Source organism: Euzebyella marina, assembly GCF_003687485.1.
Lineage (GTDB): Bacteria > Bacteroidota > Bacteroidia > Flavobacteriales > Flavobacteriaceae > Euzebyella > Euzebyella marina.
In genome coordinates, this window is the sequence record NZ_CP032050.1 from 3,056,900 (window position 1) to 3,072,337 (window position 15,438).

At 38.8% G+C, this 15,438-nt stretch carries 12 protein-coding genes; 4 read left to right on the forward strand and 8 right to left on the reverse strand.

Annotated elements, in window-relative coordinates; genetic code table 11:
• Window positions 1-86: 86 nt before the first annotated feature.
• Window positions 87-1,547, forward strand: coding sequence for a TonB-dependent receptor (locus D1013_RS13170; protein ID WP_121849273.1), 1,461 nt, complete (start codon window positions 87-89; stop codon window positions 1,545-1,547).
• A 75-nt stretch (window positions 1,548-1,622) separates the two neighbouring features.
• On the opposite strand, the gene bcp is transcribed toward D1013_RS13170, so the two are convergent.
• A complete protein-coding gene (gene bcp / locus D1013_RS13175) occupies window positions 1,623-2,075 on the reverse strand; it encodes a thioredoxin-dependent thiol peroxidase (protein WP_121849274.1) in 453 nt (150 codons plus the stop codon).
• Between the two features lie 56 nt (window positions 2,076-2,131).
• On the opposite strand from bcp, the gene D1013_RS13180 reads away from it, so the two are divergent.
• A complete protein-coding gene (locus D1013_RS13180; protein ID WP_121849275.1) occupies window positions 2,132-2,794 on the forward strand; it encodes an endonuclease III domain-containing protein in 663 nt (220 codons plus the stop codon).
• Between the two features lie 230 nt (window positions 2,795-3,024).
• Here the strand turns inward: D1013_RS13180 and D1013_RS13185 are convergent, their stop codons facing one another.
• From D1013_RS13185 to D1013_RS13190, 3 genes are all read right to left on the reverse strand, one after another.
• On the reverse strand, window positions 3,025-3,606 hold the full coding sequence (locus D1013_RS13185) for an RNA polymerase sigma factor (protein WP_121849276.1): 582 nt from the start codon (window positions 3,604-3,606) through the stop codon (window positions 3,025-3,027).
• A 388-nt stretch (window positions 3,607-3,994) separates the two neighbouring features.
• A complete protein-coding gene (locus D1013_RS20390; RefSeq protein ID WP_162987903.1) occupies window positions 3,995-4,138 on the reverse strand; it encodes a hypothetical protein in 144 nt (47 codons plus the stop codon).
• Between the two features lie 75 nt (window positions 4,139-4,213).
• On the reverse strand, window positions 4,214-4,795 hold the full coding sequence (locus tag D1013_RS13190) for an RNA polymerase sigma factor (protein ID WP_121849277.1): 582 nt from the start codon (window positions 4,793-4,795) through the stop codon (window positions 4,214-4,216).
• 235 nt (window positions 4,796-5,030) lie between these two features.
• Between D1013_RS13190 and uvrA the strand changes: the two genes are divergently transcribed.
• The gene (uvrA, locus tag D1013_RS13195; RefSeq protein ID WP_121849278.1) at window positions 5,031-7,814 is read left to right on the forward strand and encodes an excinuclease ABC subunit UvrA; all 2,784 of its coding nucleotides are present in this window, start codon (window positions 5,031-5,033) and stop codon (window positions 7,812-7,814) included.
• Between the two features lie 240 nt (window positions 7,815-8,054).
• Window positions 8,055-9,233, forward strand: coding sequence for a hypothetical protein (locus D1013_RS13200; protein WP_121849279.1), 1,179 nt, complete (start codon window positions 8,055-8,057; stop codon window positions 9,231-9,233).
• 68 nt (window positions 9,234-9,301) lie between these two features.
• Here the strand turns inward: D1013_RS13200 and D1013_RS13205 are convergent, their stop codons facing one another.
• The 4 genes from D1013_RS13205 to D1013_RS13220 all read right to left on the reverse strand — a co-directional run bounded on the left by D1013_RS13205 (window position 9,302) and on the right by D1013_RS13220 (window position 15,411).
• Complete coding sequence (locus tag D1013_RS13205) at window positions 9,302-11,530, reverse strand: FdhF/YdeP family oxidoreductase (RefSeq protein ID WP_380085102.1); 2,229 nt, start codon at window positions 11,528-11,530, stop codon at window positions 9,302-9,304.
• Between the two features lie 182 nt (window positions 11,531-11,712).
• Complete coding sequence (locus D1013_RS13210) at window positions 11,713-12,537, reverse strand: hypothetical protein (protein ID WP_121849281.1); 825 nt, start codon at window positions 12,535-12,537, stop codon at window positions 11,713-11,715.
• Between the two features lie 90 nt (window positions 12,538-12,627).
• A complete protein-coding gene (locus tag D1013_RS13215) occupies window positions 12,628-14,091 on the reverse strand; it encodes an oligosaccharide flippase family protein (protein WP_121849282.1) in 1,464 nt (487 codons plus the stop codon).
• Between the two features lie 48 nt (window positions 14,092-14,139).
• Window positions 14,140-15,411 carry a glycosyltransferase family 4 protein gene (locus tag D1013_RS13220; protein WP_121849283.1) on the reverse strand — a complete coding sequence of 424 codons (1,272 nt, stop codon included), beginning with the start codon at window positions 15,409-15,411 and terminating at the stop codon, window positions 14,140-14,142.
• Between the last annotated feature and the right edge of the window lie 27 nt (window positions 15,412-15,438).

Consider the following 15,438-nt stretch of genomic DNA (forward strand, 5'->3'; position numbering starts at 1 on the left):
CTCTTTCATGTGCACTCAAATTTATAACTAAATAATTTAATAGGTGACCCGAACTTATTAACTTTGTTTTCATCAAAATCGTGAAAATGGCTTCAGTTCTAAAAAGGGACTCCACCTTTGAAAACATCCCATCCATTAAGGCTAAAACTCTGAGAATCAACCTAAATCCGGATATTTATGGCACTTTTGCCGAAATCGGTGCAGGTCAAGAAACAGCCAGACATTTTTTTAGGGCCGGAGGGGCTTCTGGAACCATTGCCAAGGCAATGAGTGCCTATGACAAAGATTTTAGCGATGCCGTTTACGGTATAGAAGAAGATGGGCGTTATGTAACACAATCAAGATTAAAGAAGATGCTTTCGCATGAGATGCGGTTAATGGAGGAACGTATTAGCCGAGAAAGGCATCCTGACCGATTGTTTTTTGCATATGCCAACACGGTGGCAACCATAGACTTCTCAAAACGATACAAAGGCCATGGTTGGGTGGGTATACGATTTCAATTAGACCCTACGCAAAAAGAGTTTGACGAAATTGTACTGCACATTCGATTTAAACAAAACGAAGCACGTCTACAGCAAGAAACACTGGGCATGCTGGGTGTTAACTTGATTTATGGTGCCTTTTACAAGTATCATAAACCTCGTAAAATGCTGAAATATCTGTATGACCATATCGATAAGGATACAGTCGAAATAGATATGATCAACTTTTCAGGGCCTAATTTTAAAGATGTAGATAACCGTTTAATGAGTTTGCAACTCATTCGAAACGATATGACCGATGCGGTAATGTTCGGCCCAGATGGTAACAACCTATTGCCTGCCGCAATTCTTTACAAAAAAAATATCTTGGCGTTAAGAGGTAGTTTTAGACCGGTGACCAAGGTTAATATGGATATGTTCCATAAATCACACGATATTTTTATTCGTGATCCTGCCGTTGACCAAGATAATACCATGGTCATTTTTGAGATTACCCTCTCGAATCTAAAAGCAGCGGGCGAAATAGACGAGCAAGACTTTATGGATCGGGCCGAATTATTGTGTGCCCTTGGCCATACCGTAATGATATCGAAATTTCAAGAATATTATAAGTTGGTCGAATACCTTAATAACTATACTAAGGCCAAAATTGGTCTTACCATGGGTGTGAACAACTTGGTAGATATTTTTGATGAAAAATACTATCGTCATTTAAGTGGTGGTATTCTCGAGGCTTTCGGAAAGCTGTTCTTTAAAGAGCTTCAAGTTTATCTCTACCCGATGAAGAATGCGGAAACAGGTCAAATTATGACCAGCAACAACGTCAAGGTACATCCACGGATGAAAGAACTCTACAAATTCTTTAAGTACAACGGTAAGGTGATGGATATTATAGATTACGATCCTGAAATTATGCATATTTTTTCTAGGGATGTACTTAAGAAAATCATCAATAATGAAGAAGGTTGGGAAGAGATGCTACCTAAGGGTATCGCCGAAACCATTAAGGATAAAAATCTCTTTACCAGAAAAATATTGAAAGGCGAAGAAGATAATGTCTAATTAGACAAATCAGGTAAAAACAAAAAAGCCGAACCATTTAAGGTTCGGCTTTTTTGTTCATGCTTCTTTTACGAATCAATCTAATAATTGGGCCGCATGGTCTTTGGTCTTTACCTTATCGATGACCCTCTCCACTACTCCATCTTCATCTATAAGAAAAGTGGTTCTAAGAATTCCTTCAAATTCCCTACCCATAAACTTTTTAGGCCCCCAAACGCCAAAGGCATCGATTACCGTATGGTCTTCATCTGATAAAAGAGGAAATGGCAGCTCATACTTATTTTTAAAATTGGTCTGCTTTCTAGCAGAATCTTCACTTACCCCTAAAAGCTCGTAGCCCGCTGCTTTTAAAGAGTTATAATTATCGCGAAGATTACAGGCTTCGGCTGTACAACCGGGTGTATTGGCCCTAGGGTAGAAAAACACTATCAGTTTTTTTCCTTGAAAATCGGATAATTTGATAATCGTACCGTCTTGGTCTTTTGATATAAAATCAGGAACCTGATCACCTACTTTCAACATAGTCATTCTTATTTTTGAGTTACCTTCGCACCGCGAATAAATTTCAACGAAACTAAGTAAAAATGACCAAAGCCGAAAAGGTTGAGTTTGTAATAAATACGCTTCAAAAATTATATCCTGAAATACCTATTCCCTTAGACCATAAAGACCCCTATACATTATTGGTAGCCGTACTCATGTCTGCCCAAAGTACCGATGTAAGGGTCAATCAAATTACCCCTTTGCTTTTTGCAAGGGCAGATAACCCGTACGATATGATTAAACTTTCGGTAGATGAAATTCGGGAAATCATTAAGCCCGTAGGGCTTTCACCTATGAAATCGAAAGGTATTCACGGGCTTTCGCAAATTTTGGTCGATAAATACGATGGTGAAGTGCCACAAGATATCTCATTGCTTGAAGAACTGCCGGCTGTGGGCCACAAAACGGCCAGCGTAGTGGTCTCGCAAGCTTTTGGGATTCCTGCATTTCCGGTAGATACTCATATACATAGGCTAATGTACCGATGGGGATTTTCAAATGGGAAAAATGTGGTTCAGACTGAAAGAGATGCCAAAAGACTTTTTCCTGAGGAAATATGGAATGACTTACACTTACAGATTATTTGGTACGGTAGACAATACTCACCGGCCAGAGGTTGGAACCTAGATCAAGATATCATTACCAAAACAATTGGTAGAAAATCAGTTCTCAAAGAATATTTAAAATCAAAAAAGCCCCGTTAAATGGGGCTTTTTGTAATTAATTTAAACTGTTTTCAAATCGGAGGTTTCTAAATTCCGTTACATGAAACTGTTTGGAGAAATCCAATAAAAATCGAATTGTCTCAGCACTAGTTTTTACGAATTTACCTTTTTCAAGGTTTTCAGAGTAGATTTTTTCCATATCAGTAGCATAGTTATACAAGGATAACGCCGCTACATATGAAATATTGTTGTAAACCGGTCTCTAATTATTAATTTGTTAGAACAATGTTGTTCTTTTCAATGATTTTTCTAAGGTTGATAAGGGCATATCGCATTCTTCCTAAAGCAGTATTAATACTAACCCCAGTGTTTTCAGAGATTTCTTTGAAGCTCATATCTCTGTAGATTCTCATGATCAAAACTTCTTTTTGGTCATCTGGTAATTCTTCTACCAAATGTCTAAGGTCGCTATCGATTTGATCCTTGATCAATTGCTTTTCAGCATTCAACTTCTCATCACCGATTACCGAAAAGATATTGAAATCTTCGTTTCCTTCGAACATTGGCATTCTTTTGTTCTTTCTGAAATGGTCGATGATCAAGTTATGGGCAATTCTCATTACCCAAGGCAAAAATTTACCTTCTTCACTGTAGTTGCCTTTTTTCAAGGTACGTATTACCTTAATAAAGGTATCTTGAAAAATGTCTTCGGTAATGTCTTTGTCCAATACCTTGGAATAGATGAAGCTTGTAATTCTTTGGTTGTGCCTGTTGATTAGAATTTCCAAGGCTTTTTCATCTCCGGCGATGTAATCTCTAACTAATACTGAGTCTTCGGTCTGTAGGTTCATGCGTGCAGTTTTTAAGATTTGAGGCAATCATTTTGATTGCTTTACGGTCATTAGTTTATATTTCAATTAATCTATTGGGGGATAGCTTGTTTTAATTCTGATATAAAACTAGAAAGATTGACCCTCGCACAAAAAACATTGTTGTCAAACTGCCAGATTCTGATGTGAAACCCTACATTTTCTGTTTTCTATAAAATAAATGTGAAATACGTGCGTTGAAAATCGCCAAAACTACTGATATTAAGCACTCAACAACTAACAGAGAGAGGCTTTATAAGGCTCAGAATAGCGGTTTAGGCGGTTGTATGCAGGTAAATTAGTGTGGTGAAAACTAAAAAAGGTCTTGAATCGTTGATTCAAGACCTTTTTCTATTGGTTACCTTTAATATCAATTCATGTTCGACTCGAACTTGATTCCTTTTGCTTCGGTAAACTTCAATGATTTAGAATAATCTAACAAAAACTTTACGGTTGAAGCGCTAGCCTTTACTTGTTTTATTCCTTTTTGTTCAGCAGAGTAAATTTTTTCCATATCTAATATCCGTATTGTTATAGTACTCTAACGCCACGAATATAAATTTAATGAAACCGTTCGACCTATGGCACATTAAATCGTTAAAAGAATATCGTTCTGTTCAATTATCTTACGAAGGTTGATCAAAGCGTATCGCATTCTTCCCAAAGCTGTATTGATGCTAACACCTGTATTCTCTGAAATTTCTTTGAAACTCATATCCTTATATATACGCATCACCAAGACTTCTCTTTGGTCGGCTGGTAGTTCATTGATCAACTTGCCCAAATCGGTGTCAATTTGGTCTTTTATTATTTGATGCTCGGCATTCAGCTTCTCATCACTAATGAGCGAGAAAATATCAAAAGTGTCGGCACCATCGAACATAGGCATTCTGCTACTTTTACGAAAATGATCGATTATTAGATTGTGTGCAATGCGCATCACCCAAGGCAAGAATTTACCTTCTTCATTATAAGTACCCCTTCTCAAAGTTCGAATAACTTTAATAAAGGTATCTTGAAATATATCTTCGGTAATATCGCGACTATTGACTTTTGAATAAATAAAACTACTCAGTCGCTGATTGTGTTTTTCGATAAGGGCCTCAAGCGCTTTTTCATCGCCTGCCACATATCTTTTAATAAGAAGGGAATCGTCAAGTTGTACATCCATAGCTATTACTTTTTATTAAAAACGCACACCTATCTTTTTCAAAAGGCGCGGTAGAAACTCGTTTTAAACTGTAAAAAGTAATTTTATGCTATAGGCTTCTTAACATTTTGTTAGGCTCAAATATAGAAAAAATTAAATGGTTCATAAAAAAATCTTTATAAGAGCACATTGTGGTAATACCTAATACCGTGCCACATTTTTATTGACGGCTTCATTGTATCTTTGCAGTACATATATGAAAAAGACAGTGAATTTAGAGGTAAACCCCAAAGAGAATATCATTATAAAAGGTGCTAAACTGCACAATCTGAAAGATATTAATGTCGTCATACCACGAAATAAATTGGTAGTGATCACAGGCCTATCAGGCTCCGGTAAGTCTAGTTTGGCTTTCGATACACTTTATGCAGAAGGTCAACGAAGGTATGTAGAAAGTCTTTCTTCGTATGCCAGACAATTCTTGGGAAAACTAGATAAACCGAAGGTTGATTATATTAAAGGTATAGCACCCGCAATTGCCATTGAGCAAAAAGTAAATTCTACCAATCCTCGGTCTACAGTGGGTACCACTACTGAAATATATGATTATCTCAAATTGCTATATGCAAGAATAGGCAGAACCTTTTCGCCAATTTCTGGAAAAGAGGTAAAAAAAGACACCGTAACCGACGTTGTTAAACATGTAAAGAGCCAAGAAGTAGGTAAAAAGCTTTTGTTGTTGGCACCCTTAAAAATCGACGAGAAGCGCGATGTTGAGAAATCATTACAATTGTTGTCGAAACAAGGGTATGCCCGTATCAAACATGGTGGACAAGTGTATCGAATTGATAATGCCCCCTCCGATATTGGTCGAGAATTTGAATTGGTCGTAGACCGAATTATAGTCAAAGATGACGAAGACTTTTATAATCGATTAGCTAATGCCGTAGATACGGCCTTCTTCGAGGGCAAAGGGGAATGTATCGTCGAGGAAATGAAAACCGGTCATACCTCTAATTTTAGCAATCGATTTGAGTTGGACGGAATGTCATTTTTAGAACCAAACGTTCATCTTTTCAGTTTCAATAACCCTTACGGAGCCTGCCCAAAGTGCGAGGGCTATGGTGATGTGATTGGTATTGACGAAGATTTGGTTGTACCTAATACAGCACTGTCTGTATATGATAATGCCGTTTCTCCCTGGAGAGGTGAAAGCATGGGTTGGTACCGTGACCAACTGGTCAATTCAGCCTACAAATTTGATTTTCCTATTCATAAACCGTGGTTTGAACTAAGCGATGATCAAAAAGACTTAGTGTGGAATGGAAACGCCCATTTTATCGGCATTCACAAGTTCTTTGAAACGCTGGAGGAAAAAAGTTATAAGATACAGAACCGGGTCATGCTCTCCCGTTATCGAGGTAAGACCAGATGCGATGTTTGCAAGGGTAAAAGGCTTCGTAAAGAAACCGACTATGTAAAGGTCGGTGGAAAGAATATATCTGATTTGGTAGAGCTTCCGATCAAAAAGCTCATACCCTTTTTCGAGCAACTCGAACTGGACAAACATGATCAACAAATAGCCTCTCGCCTTTTGAAGGAAATCACGAGCAGACTTGGTTTTCTATATAAAGTAGGTCTTAGCTATCTCACACTTAACAGGAAATCGAATACCCTTTCGGGAGGTGAAAGTCAAAGAATCAATTTGGCCACCTCGCTCGGCAGTAGTCTCGTTGGAAGCATGTACATATTGGATGAACCAAGTATTGGTCTACATCCTAAAGATACCGAAAACTTAATTGAAGTTTTGCAATCTTTACGAGACTTGGGTAACACGGTTATCGTAGTAGAACATGATGAAGATATCATGAAAGCGGCCGATGAAGTTATCGATATAGGCCCAGAAGCGGGCACCCATGGTGGTGAGGTGGTTGCTTACGGCCCTTTAACTGAAGTTTTAAAGTCAAACTCGTTAACGGCAAGTTACCTGAATGGTTCAAAAGCAATCGATATACCAAAAACAAGAAGAAGATCGAAAGAATTTATTTCAATTATTGGGGCGAGAGAGAACAACCTTAAGAATATTGATGTAACCTTTCCTCTAAACATGCTTACGGTTATCACTGGCGTTTCAGGTAGCGGAAAAAGTACCCTGGTAAAAAAGTTATTGTATCCTATTATTTTGAAGGAAGTAGGTGGCTATGGTGAAAAAGCAGGACAATATTCTAAGGTGGAAGGAAAGTACAAGCATATAAAACATGTGGAGTTTGTCGATCAAAACCCCATAGGTCGGTCCTCACGATCCAATCCGGTTACTTACATCAAGGCGTACGATGATATTCGTAATCTTTTCGCTTCTCAAAAACTGAGTAAAATAAGAGGTTATCAGGCAAAACACTTTTCTTTCAACGTTGATGGAGGACGATGTGAGAAATGCAAGGGCGAAGGTGAGATTACTGTTGAAATGCAATTTATGGCCGATGTTCACCTAGAGTGTGATACATGCGGTGGTAAGCGGTTCAAAAAAGAAATCTTAGAAGTTAAATTTGAAGATGCCAATATCGATGATGTTTTAAACATGACCATTGATGATGCCATTGCCTTTTTTGAGAGTCATAGAGAGAAAAAAATCGTCTCGAAGCTAAAACCTTTACAAGATGTGGGCTTGGGTTACGTTACATTGGGCCAATCATCTTCAACGCTCTCGGGTGGAGAGGCGCAACGAATCAAACTGGCTTCTTTCTTGGTAAAAGGAACTACCAAGGATAAGGCACTCTTTATTTTTGACGAACCAACTACAGGTCTTCACTTTCATGATATAAAAAAGCTGCTCAAATCATTTGACGCCTTAATTGAAAAGGGGCATTCGGTAATTGTCATCGAGCATAATATAGAATTAATCAAATGTGCCGACCATATTATTGATCTTGGTCCTGAAGGTGGCGAAAACGGCGGAAACCTTTTAGCAACAGGAACCCCCGAAGAAATCATAAACAATAAGAATTCGTTCACAGGTAAATATTTAGCAGAAAAACTATAACACCAGATATAAGTTGATTTAAAATAATAGTTGTTGGTGATCATCCACTTCACTTGACAACTATTATTTTATGTTCTTTTTGACCAATATCACCGCCACCTCCTTCACATAATTCTCACTAAACTATTTTTAACTAATTGAATATCAATAGATAAAATTCTATTTTATTTTTTGGCACGCTGTTTGTTTTCTTTAAGGCGAATGTGAATAGTTGCATTCGGGAACTTAAAACCTTATATCATGAAAAAGTTAGTACTCTTTTTTTCGGCCTTAGTTATGGGTGCCTCCGGGGCCTTGGCCACTAGTACAGAAGATAAGGTTGCTGAACGCAATGCTTATAGAAACAACGACGCCTTTATTTTTGTTGAAAATGGCATTACGTTTTCGGTATATCCCGATGGTGAGTTTGATTTCTATATCGACCAGTATGTGACTGGAAGAAGAAACGGTGTAACCTTTAACTCTGGTTTTGACTATAACCCTTATGTTCAATATGACGACTACGGGGCGGTTATTCAAGTAGAGAATGTTCCAGTATTTTACGACTATTACGGCCGTGTAACACAAATCGGCGATGTTGACATTTCGTATAACAGTGGAAGAGTGCACCGCTTAGGAGGTATGTACGTTTATTATAACAGAAGAGGATTTTATGATTACCATACCGGTTATATCAATGTATACAACAGACGCTATATCTATAGACCCTTTCATGCGCTTTTTGTCAGACCAGCTATTGGCTTTTGCCTTGTTTTCAATAAGCCATACAGAAGATATTATAGTCCGGTAAGATACACCTATTACAAACCGTACAGATACAATCAAAGAAGGGCATACGCGCAAATCGGAAGGTCTCATAAATACAACCAAGTCAGAAAAGACAGGGCTAAAATCTATAGAAATGACCGTAGAGTAGCTGTCAGAAGTGCAGCCCCGAGAACAAGCCGTTTCGTTGCCAGTAATACTGGCGCTAGTAGAAGTGATCAACGAATCAGTAGAAACCAAAATGTTTCAAGAAGTAACCAAGGTCGTTCTGCTGACGTAAGAAAATCACAAGTCAACAGAAGTTCCAATACGGCAAGTAGAACTGTTAAAAGAAGTACTTCTACAACCCCTAATGGCAGATCGGTTTCTAGAAAATCAACAACGGTGACATCACCAAGAGGTAACACCGTTACCAAGCGAACAGTGACTAGAACCCCTGAACAAAGAACGGTCACCCGCAATTCGAAAAGCTATAATAACGCTTCGAGAAGTGCAAACAAAACAACTGTTAGGCAGAACAACGCCCGTTCAAGAGGTAACACGGCAGTAAGAAGTACAAGTTCAAAAAGAACTATAAGAAAAGCTAGCGATGCCAGAAGCAGTAGAACAAGTACTGCAAGAAGTTCGTCATCGAGAACTAGCAGAAGATATTAAAGATTGTTTTTAGGTTGGTTAGTTGTTTGCCCCCGCGGTAGAGAAATCTGCAGCGGGGGTTTTTATTTTTAAGTAGTATGTATAGAGAGCGATACTTTAACTGATTTACTGATAGGAGTTTTACTCTTATCGGCAAACTTGTTATACGGCACAAGAATATTAGTCTCAGGAAAATAAGCAGCCAAGTTCCCTGATGGAATATTATAAGGAACTACTATAAATTTTTTCGCAGTTCGTTTCTGACCATCATAAGAACTAGTGATATCAATTACATCACACTTCTGAAAGTTCTCATTCTTCATATCCGAGGGATTCATGAAGAGAACCCTGCGTTCATTGTAAACCCCGCGGTAGCGATCATCAAGCCCATAAACAGTAGTATTAAACTGGTCGTGAGAGCGTATGGTCATCAATAAATACTCTTTCTCCTCTAGATGATGCTCCGGTAAACTATTGATGGTGAGTTGGGCCTTTCCATTGGGTAGCATGCTAAAGTCAAGTTCCCGTACATTATTAGGTAAATAATAACCAATACCTTTAGATCGCTCAATAGTTTTTTCAAAACCTTTAGCCACCTGATCAATACTATCTCTAATAAGGTCATAGTTATCGGCCATTGCCAACCAATCTACCGAATGTTGACCTTTAAAATAAGTATCGGCCAATTCTGCAATTAGTTCGGGCTCACTTTTGATCAATTCTGATGCGGGTTTCAATAAGCCATGAGAACGTCTCACCCGGCCCATGCTATCTTCCATGGTGAGATAGCGCAGGGTACCCTTTTTCATATCTTTTTCAGACCTCCCAAAGGTGGGTAAAATTAGAGCGGTCTTTCCGGTCACGAGATGCGAACGATTCAATTTTGTACTGATTTGAACGGTTAAATCGCAATTGTGTAAAGCCTGTGCCGTGTACTCGGTATCATTAGCGGCCATCAAAAAATTACCTCCTAAGCAGATAAAAACTTGAGCCTTTCCCTCGTGCATTGATTTGATAGCGCCCACCGTATCTACGCCCTCATCTGTAGGCGCCTCAAAACCTAAATACTTTTTAACACGCTGGTTTAAAGCGTCATCAACGTAATGCATGATGCCCACACTTCGATCTCCCTGAACGTTGCTATGCCCTCTAACCGGGCATGTTCCCGCGTTTGGCTTGCCCATTGCTCCTTTTAAAAGCAAAAGATTGACAAACTCCCTAATATTCTCTACCCCGTTCTTATGTTGTGTTAGGCCCATGGCCCAACATACTACGATTTTCGATTTTTCAGAAAGCAACTGAACCACTTCTTCAACTTTTTCTAGACTAACCCCGCATTGGGATAGCAATTGCTCTTCTTCATATTTACCCAAATCCTGAATCAAGGCCTCGTATCCATCTACATATTCGGATATAAATTTATGATCGAAGACGTTTTTACGCTCGTCATCCAGTAAAACTAGCTTTTTGAGGATGAGCTTAACCAAGGGAATATCTTGATTAATTCTCACGGGCAAGTGAATGTCTGCCATTTGCTCACCGGAGCCTAGCAAACCTTTAATGTTCTGCGGATTTTTGAAATTGACGAGCCCAGCTTCCTCCAATGGATTGATACTAATGACCTTTCCCCCGTTCTCTTTGCACTTTTCCAATGCCGATAACATTCTTGGGTGGTTGGTACCGGGATTCTGTCCCGCAACGATGACCACCTCGGCACCATATAAATCTTCAAGTTTTACAGAGCCTTTTCCGATTCCCAAAGTTTCCGATAGCGCTACCCCACTCGATTCATGGCACATATTCGAACAGTCGGGCATATTGTTGGTCCCAAAGGCCCTAGCAAACATACCATACAGATAAGCAGCCTCATTGCTAGACCGACCCGAGGTATAAAATATGGCCTCATTAGGATCTTTCAACTTATGCAGTTCTTCGCTTATAAGTTCATAGGCTTCTTGCCAATCAATCGGTTCATAATAATCATTGCCGGGTTTCAAAACCAAAGGTTCGGTCAATCGGCCAAATTTGTTCAATTGATAATCGGTCAACTGCGATAGTTCTTGAACCGAGTTTTTTTTGAAAAACTCATTTCCGATTTTATGTTGGGTGGCCTCATCGGCCAGAGCTTTTGCTCCATTTTCACAATATTCAGCAAATGAGGAAGGTTTTTCAGGGTTCGGCCAAGCGCAACTTGGGCAGTCAAAACCATCTTCTTGGTTCATTTCCAGTAAAGCGCGCATGGATCTCACTATGCCCATTTCTTTGAAACCATGCCGTAGTGCCTCTTTAACACCCAATTTACCAGCTGCGTAGTTCATGGGCTCTTGTAATCGTAAATTTGTAAAATCTAAGGACCCTGTTAGCGAGACCTTTCTTTTGTAACCGTCATTTGCCATTTTGGAAGTAATAATTGCCTTGACCTACTTCAAGGCTTCGCTGTACTAACTTAGCCCTAATTTTTCAGACTAAAAATCGAAATGGCCACAACAAGGGAAAGGAGCTATATTCTTTTTTTATCAGGCACATTTTCGGCAGCTAAATGCAAGTCGACAAAAAAACATCTCGGTATATTCTTTCTCGATTCGTAATGACCCACTTTTCTTTCTTCTTTATAGATTACCGCCCCATCAGAATCAGCAACTTGAAAATATACTCCCGGCCCTCGAATTGTTCGTACCGGTGTTTCTACATTAATCAATGGCGACAAAAACGTCTTTTTATAATCGGCACTTCCATAATCAATTCTAAAATACCCCTTATCATTGGTCAAAGCCTTTCCTAAAAAATCATCATGAATCCAGTCGACATCCATAGCCGTAACTTCAAGACCCGAGACCTGGCTAGTGCCAGAACTTTCCAAAGTTATTTTTCCATAAATCGTCCAAGCATCAAACAATTTTCTGATTTGATACCAATCTTCAAAAGGAAAAGAATAGTTATAGCGATATATAAAGCAATCATCTGAAGACCTCCAAATAGGGTTTAATTTTCTGATAAAGACTTGAATAGGCTTGTGCTTGCCTTCTTTCTGTCGAGGCGCTTGTTTTAGCAGAATATCTATCGCAATGGGGGTATTTCTGTAGGTCTGTGGAAGATTAAAAGAATAGTTACCGAATTTGTCGGTTTGAGCAGTGCCTATTAGGCAATTTTTTTTAGCGGAAACTTCTTTTTCAGAAAGCAGCTTCAGCTCTTTGGTCGCACTATTGGAAGGAGGATCGCATTCTGGGCCAAGCTGATGGTATATTCGTACTTCGGCCTCCATAATGGGTTCCAAAATATCTCTAAATAAAGCAGCGCAAAAATTTCCCCTAATAAAATAGTCCATGCCTTACATTTTCTATTTAAAGTTACTACAAAACAATTATTTAGAAAACTACTTATCGGAAACAAACTTATTGGTATAGATTTGTTGCGGCTATCTCTTTAGTATAGAAAGTATTCTGGACAAAAGAGTATATAAATCTTCCGATATCTTGAACTTATATAAAAGCCCAACGAAAAGGGCGGTGATTAAAATACCTTTGAGTATGATATTGATTATAGCATGAAATGGAAAGTCAATAAAATAGAACCCGACACCTAGAACCATCGAAATAATGCCCACTTGCCAGGTCTCGGTCGTAAAAGGAAGCATCTTAAACTTCCATCTCACATAAGCTAATTTGAGCGTATTATAAATAAAAAGTGCAGAAAAACTGGCAATGGCGGCACCATCAAGACCATAGGCCGGTATGAGCCACAGATTCAGCAAAATAGTCAAAACGGCCAACAGAACACCGAACATAAGTATAGCCCTATAGTAGTCTGAATTATAAAGTATTGAATTATTGTTGCCTAATATGGAGTCGTAAACCTTAGCCAACCCCAGCCAGACAAATATCATATACCCATTTCTATAATCTTTAGGCATCATCGTATACATATCATCTAGATTCAAAAATATCAGGAGAAATAGAAGCGATGCAATGGCAAAAAGAGTCAACGAACTTTTTTTATACAAACGCTCCAATGAAGCCCAATCTTTATTGTTAAGCTGCTCGGCAGTTAACGGGTAAGTAATCTGATGCATAGATCTCGAGGGTACGGCGATTACCATTGCAATAAAACCCGCCACACTATAGTAGGCGACATTTTCAAGCTCAATGAATTGATTGATCATTACTTTATCGACCTCCAATAAAACAATCGCCACAGAACCTCCCAATATAATCAATGACGTATACACCATTATATTTCGAATGTTATGCGGAAACTCGAACGAAAGTTTAGGCATGTGTAGGCTATAGGCGTAAACCTTCATCACAATCATTCTTAATACATAAACCCCGACCATCGAATGAACAAAAAATTCAACCGTTATATATTCGAAGTGTAATAAAAGCAGCAGTACACTGACCGCCACACGAGAAAAGACTTCTTTCATAAAGTTACCGAACACCGACTTCATATGAACACGCGCCCAGCCATAGAATACCTCAAAATAGGCCATGGCCATACCAATCAGAAAAATATGCCATACGTAGTCCCTGACGATGGGGTTTTCCCTACTTAAAAAAGAACCTATGGCTTCATTGCCCACAAAAGTCAGAATAGCGATTGGCAACATGAGTACCAGCGGCAGTAATAGCATAAGGGTAAGAAATCCTTCTTTAACCTTATTGTTTTCAAAACTGCTGTAAAATTTGACTAAGGTATTAGGTACACCAAAAGCCAAAATCGGGTTGAGTACCGTCGCCGCCGAAAGAATTACTTGAATAAGCCCATAGTACTTAGGGCTCATAAAATTTAGGTACAAAACCAAAGTGTTCAAAGCCCCTATACCAAAACCGGCATAGGTAACTATTGAATTATTTAAAGATTGCCTAAAGACGATACCCATTTCTCAATGCTCTATAAGCTACTATTGGTCGTTTGAAAGAATAAGGTTTTAAAGAATTTCCGCAAGCTTTGCCGTTAGTGCTTTGCGACTATATTTTTCGATATCTTTCGATTCGGTAATCAAACTTTTGCCCTTAAAGGCTTTATACCAATCCAATATAGTTTTTTCTAAAGTTTCGTACGCATCGTACTCAAAAGTCCTTCCGGCATTACACTCCTCAATTATTTTTCCTACCTCCCACTCTTTTGGGCCCAGGGCCAAAATCGGCCGTTTGGCCGCCATGTATTCGAAAAGCTTGCCAGGTATAATTCCCTTTGTTTCTTCAGAGTCTATTTCGGCCAACAGCAAAATTTGAGATTGTCGTTGCTTTCGTTGGGCATCGGTATGCGTACCATAACCTCTCATTTTAATATATGGCCCAAGCTCATACCTGTAAAGGGTATCCATAACATCTTGGCTTACCACCCCCATAAACTCGAGCTGCAAATCACTTCTAAAAACAGGGTTTTCAGCCGCCAACCGTGATAAAATCTTCCATAAGTTAATAGGATTTCTGCCTGTCAAAAGTGACCCTATATGACTTATACTAAAACTCTTATCTAAGTCGGGCTCAGGAATATAACTTGTATCGTAACCATTAGTTATTACCGTAATGGGCTTCGAAGTTAATTTTGAAAACTCTTTTTTGGTTGTAATACTGGTGGTGACTATATGATCGGCCTCATTCAAAACCATTTTTTCCAGATCCTTATGTTTTTTCTGGGATTTGGATGTCAATTTTAATTTTTTGTGATAACCTATCGACGTCCAAGGATCTCTAAAATCGGCCACCCATTTTAAATCGGTCACCTCTTTCAACTGTTTACCAATCAAGTGCACGCTATGGGGAGGGCCTGTGGTCACTAGCGTATCAACACTTTCTTCCTTGAGATATTCCGAAAGATATTTTACTGAAGGTTTGACCCAAAACTTGCGCGCATCGGGAATAAAAAAATTACCCCTAACCCAAAGCATTAACTTTTCCAATAAAGATTGGTTCTTGGTTTGAATAATGCCAGAACTAATTCTACCTGTCTTCTTTGAGGATACTATTTTCGCAAGACTATAAGGTTCGAACAAAGGCTGTTTCAAAACTTGAATGCCTTTAGGCACTTCTTTTTCTAACGAGGTGTCCTCTATTGGATAATGCGGGTTTTCTGGAACAAAAACTATCGGTTCAACGTTGAATTCACCAAGGTACTTCACAAACTTCAGCCATCTCTGAACCCCGGGTCCGCCAGCGGGTGGCCAATAATAAGTGATTATAAGTACTTTCTTCATATTCAAGAATCTCTCTGGTAATTTTTA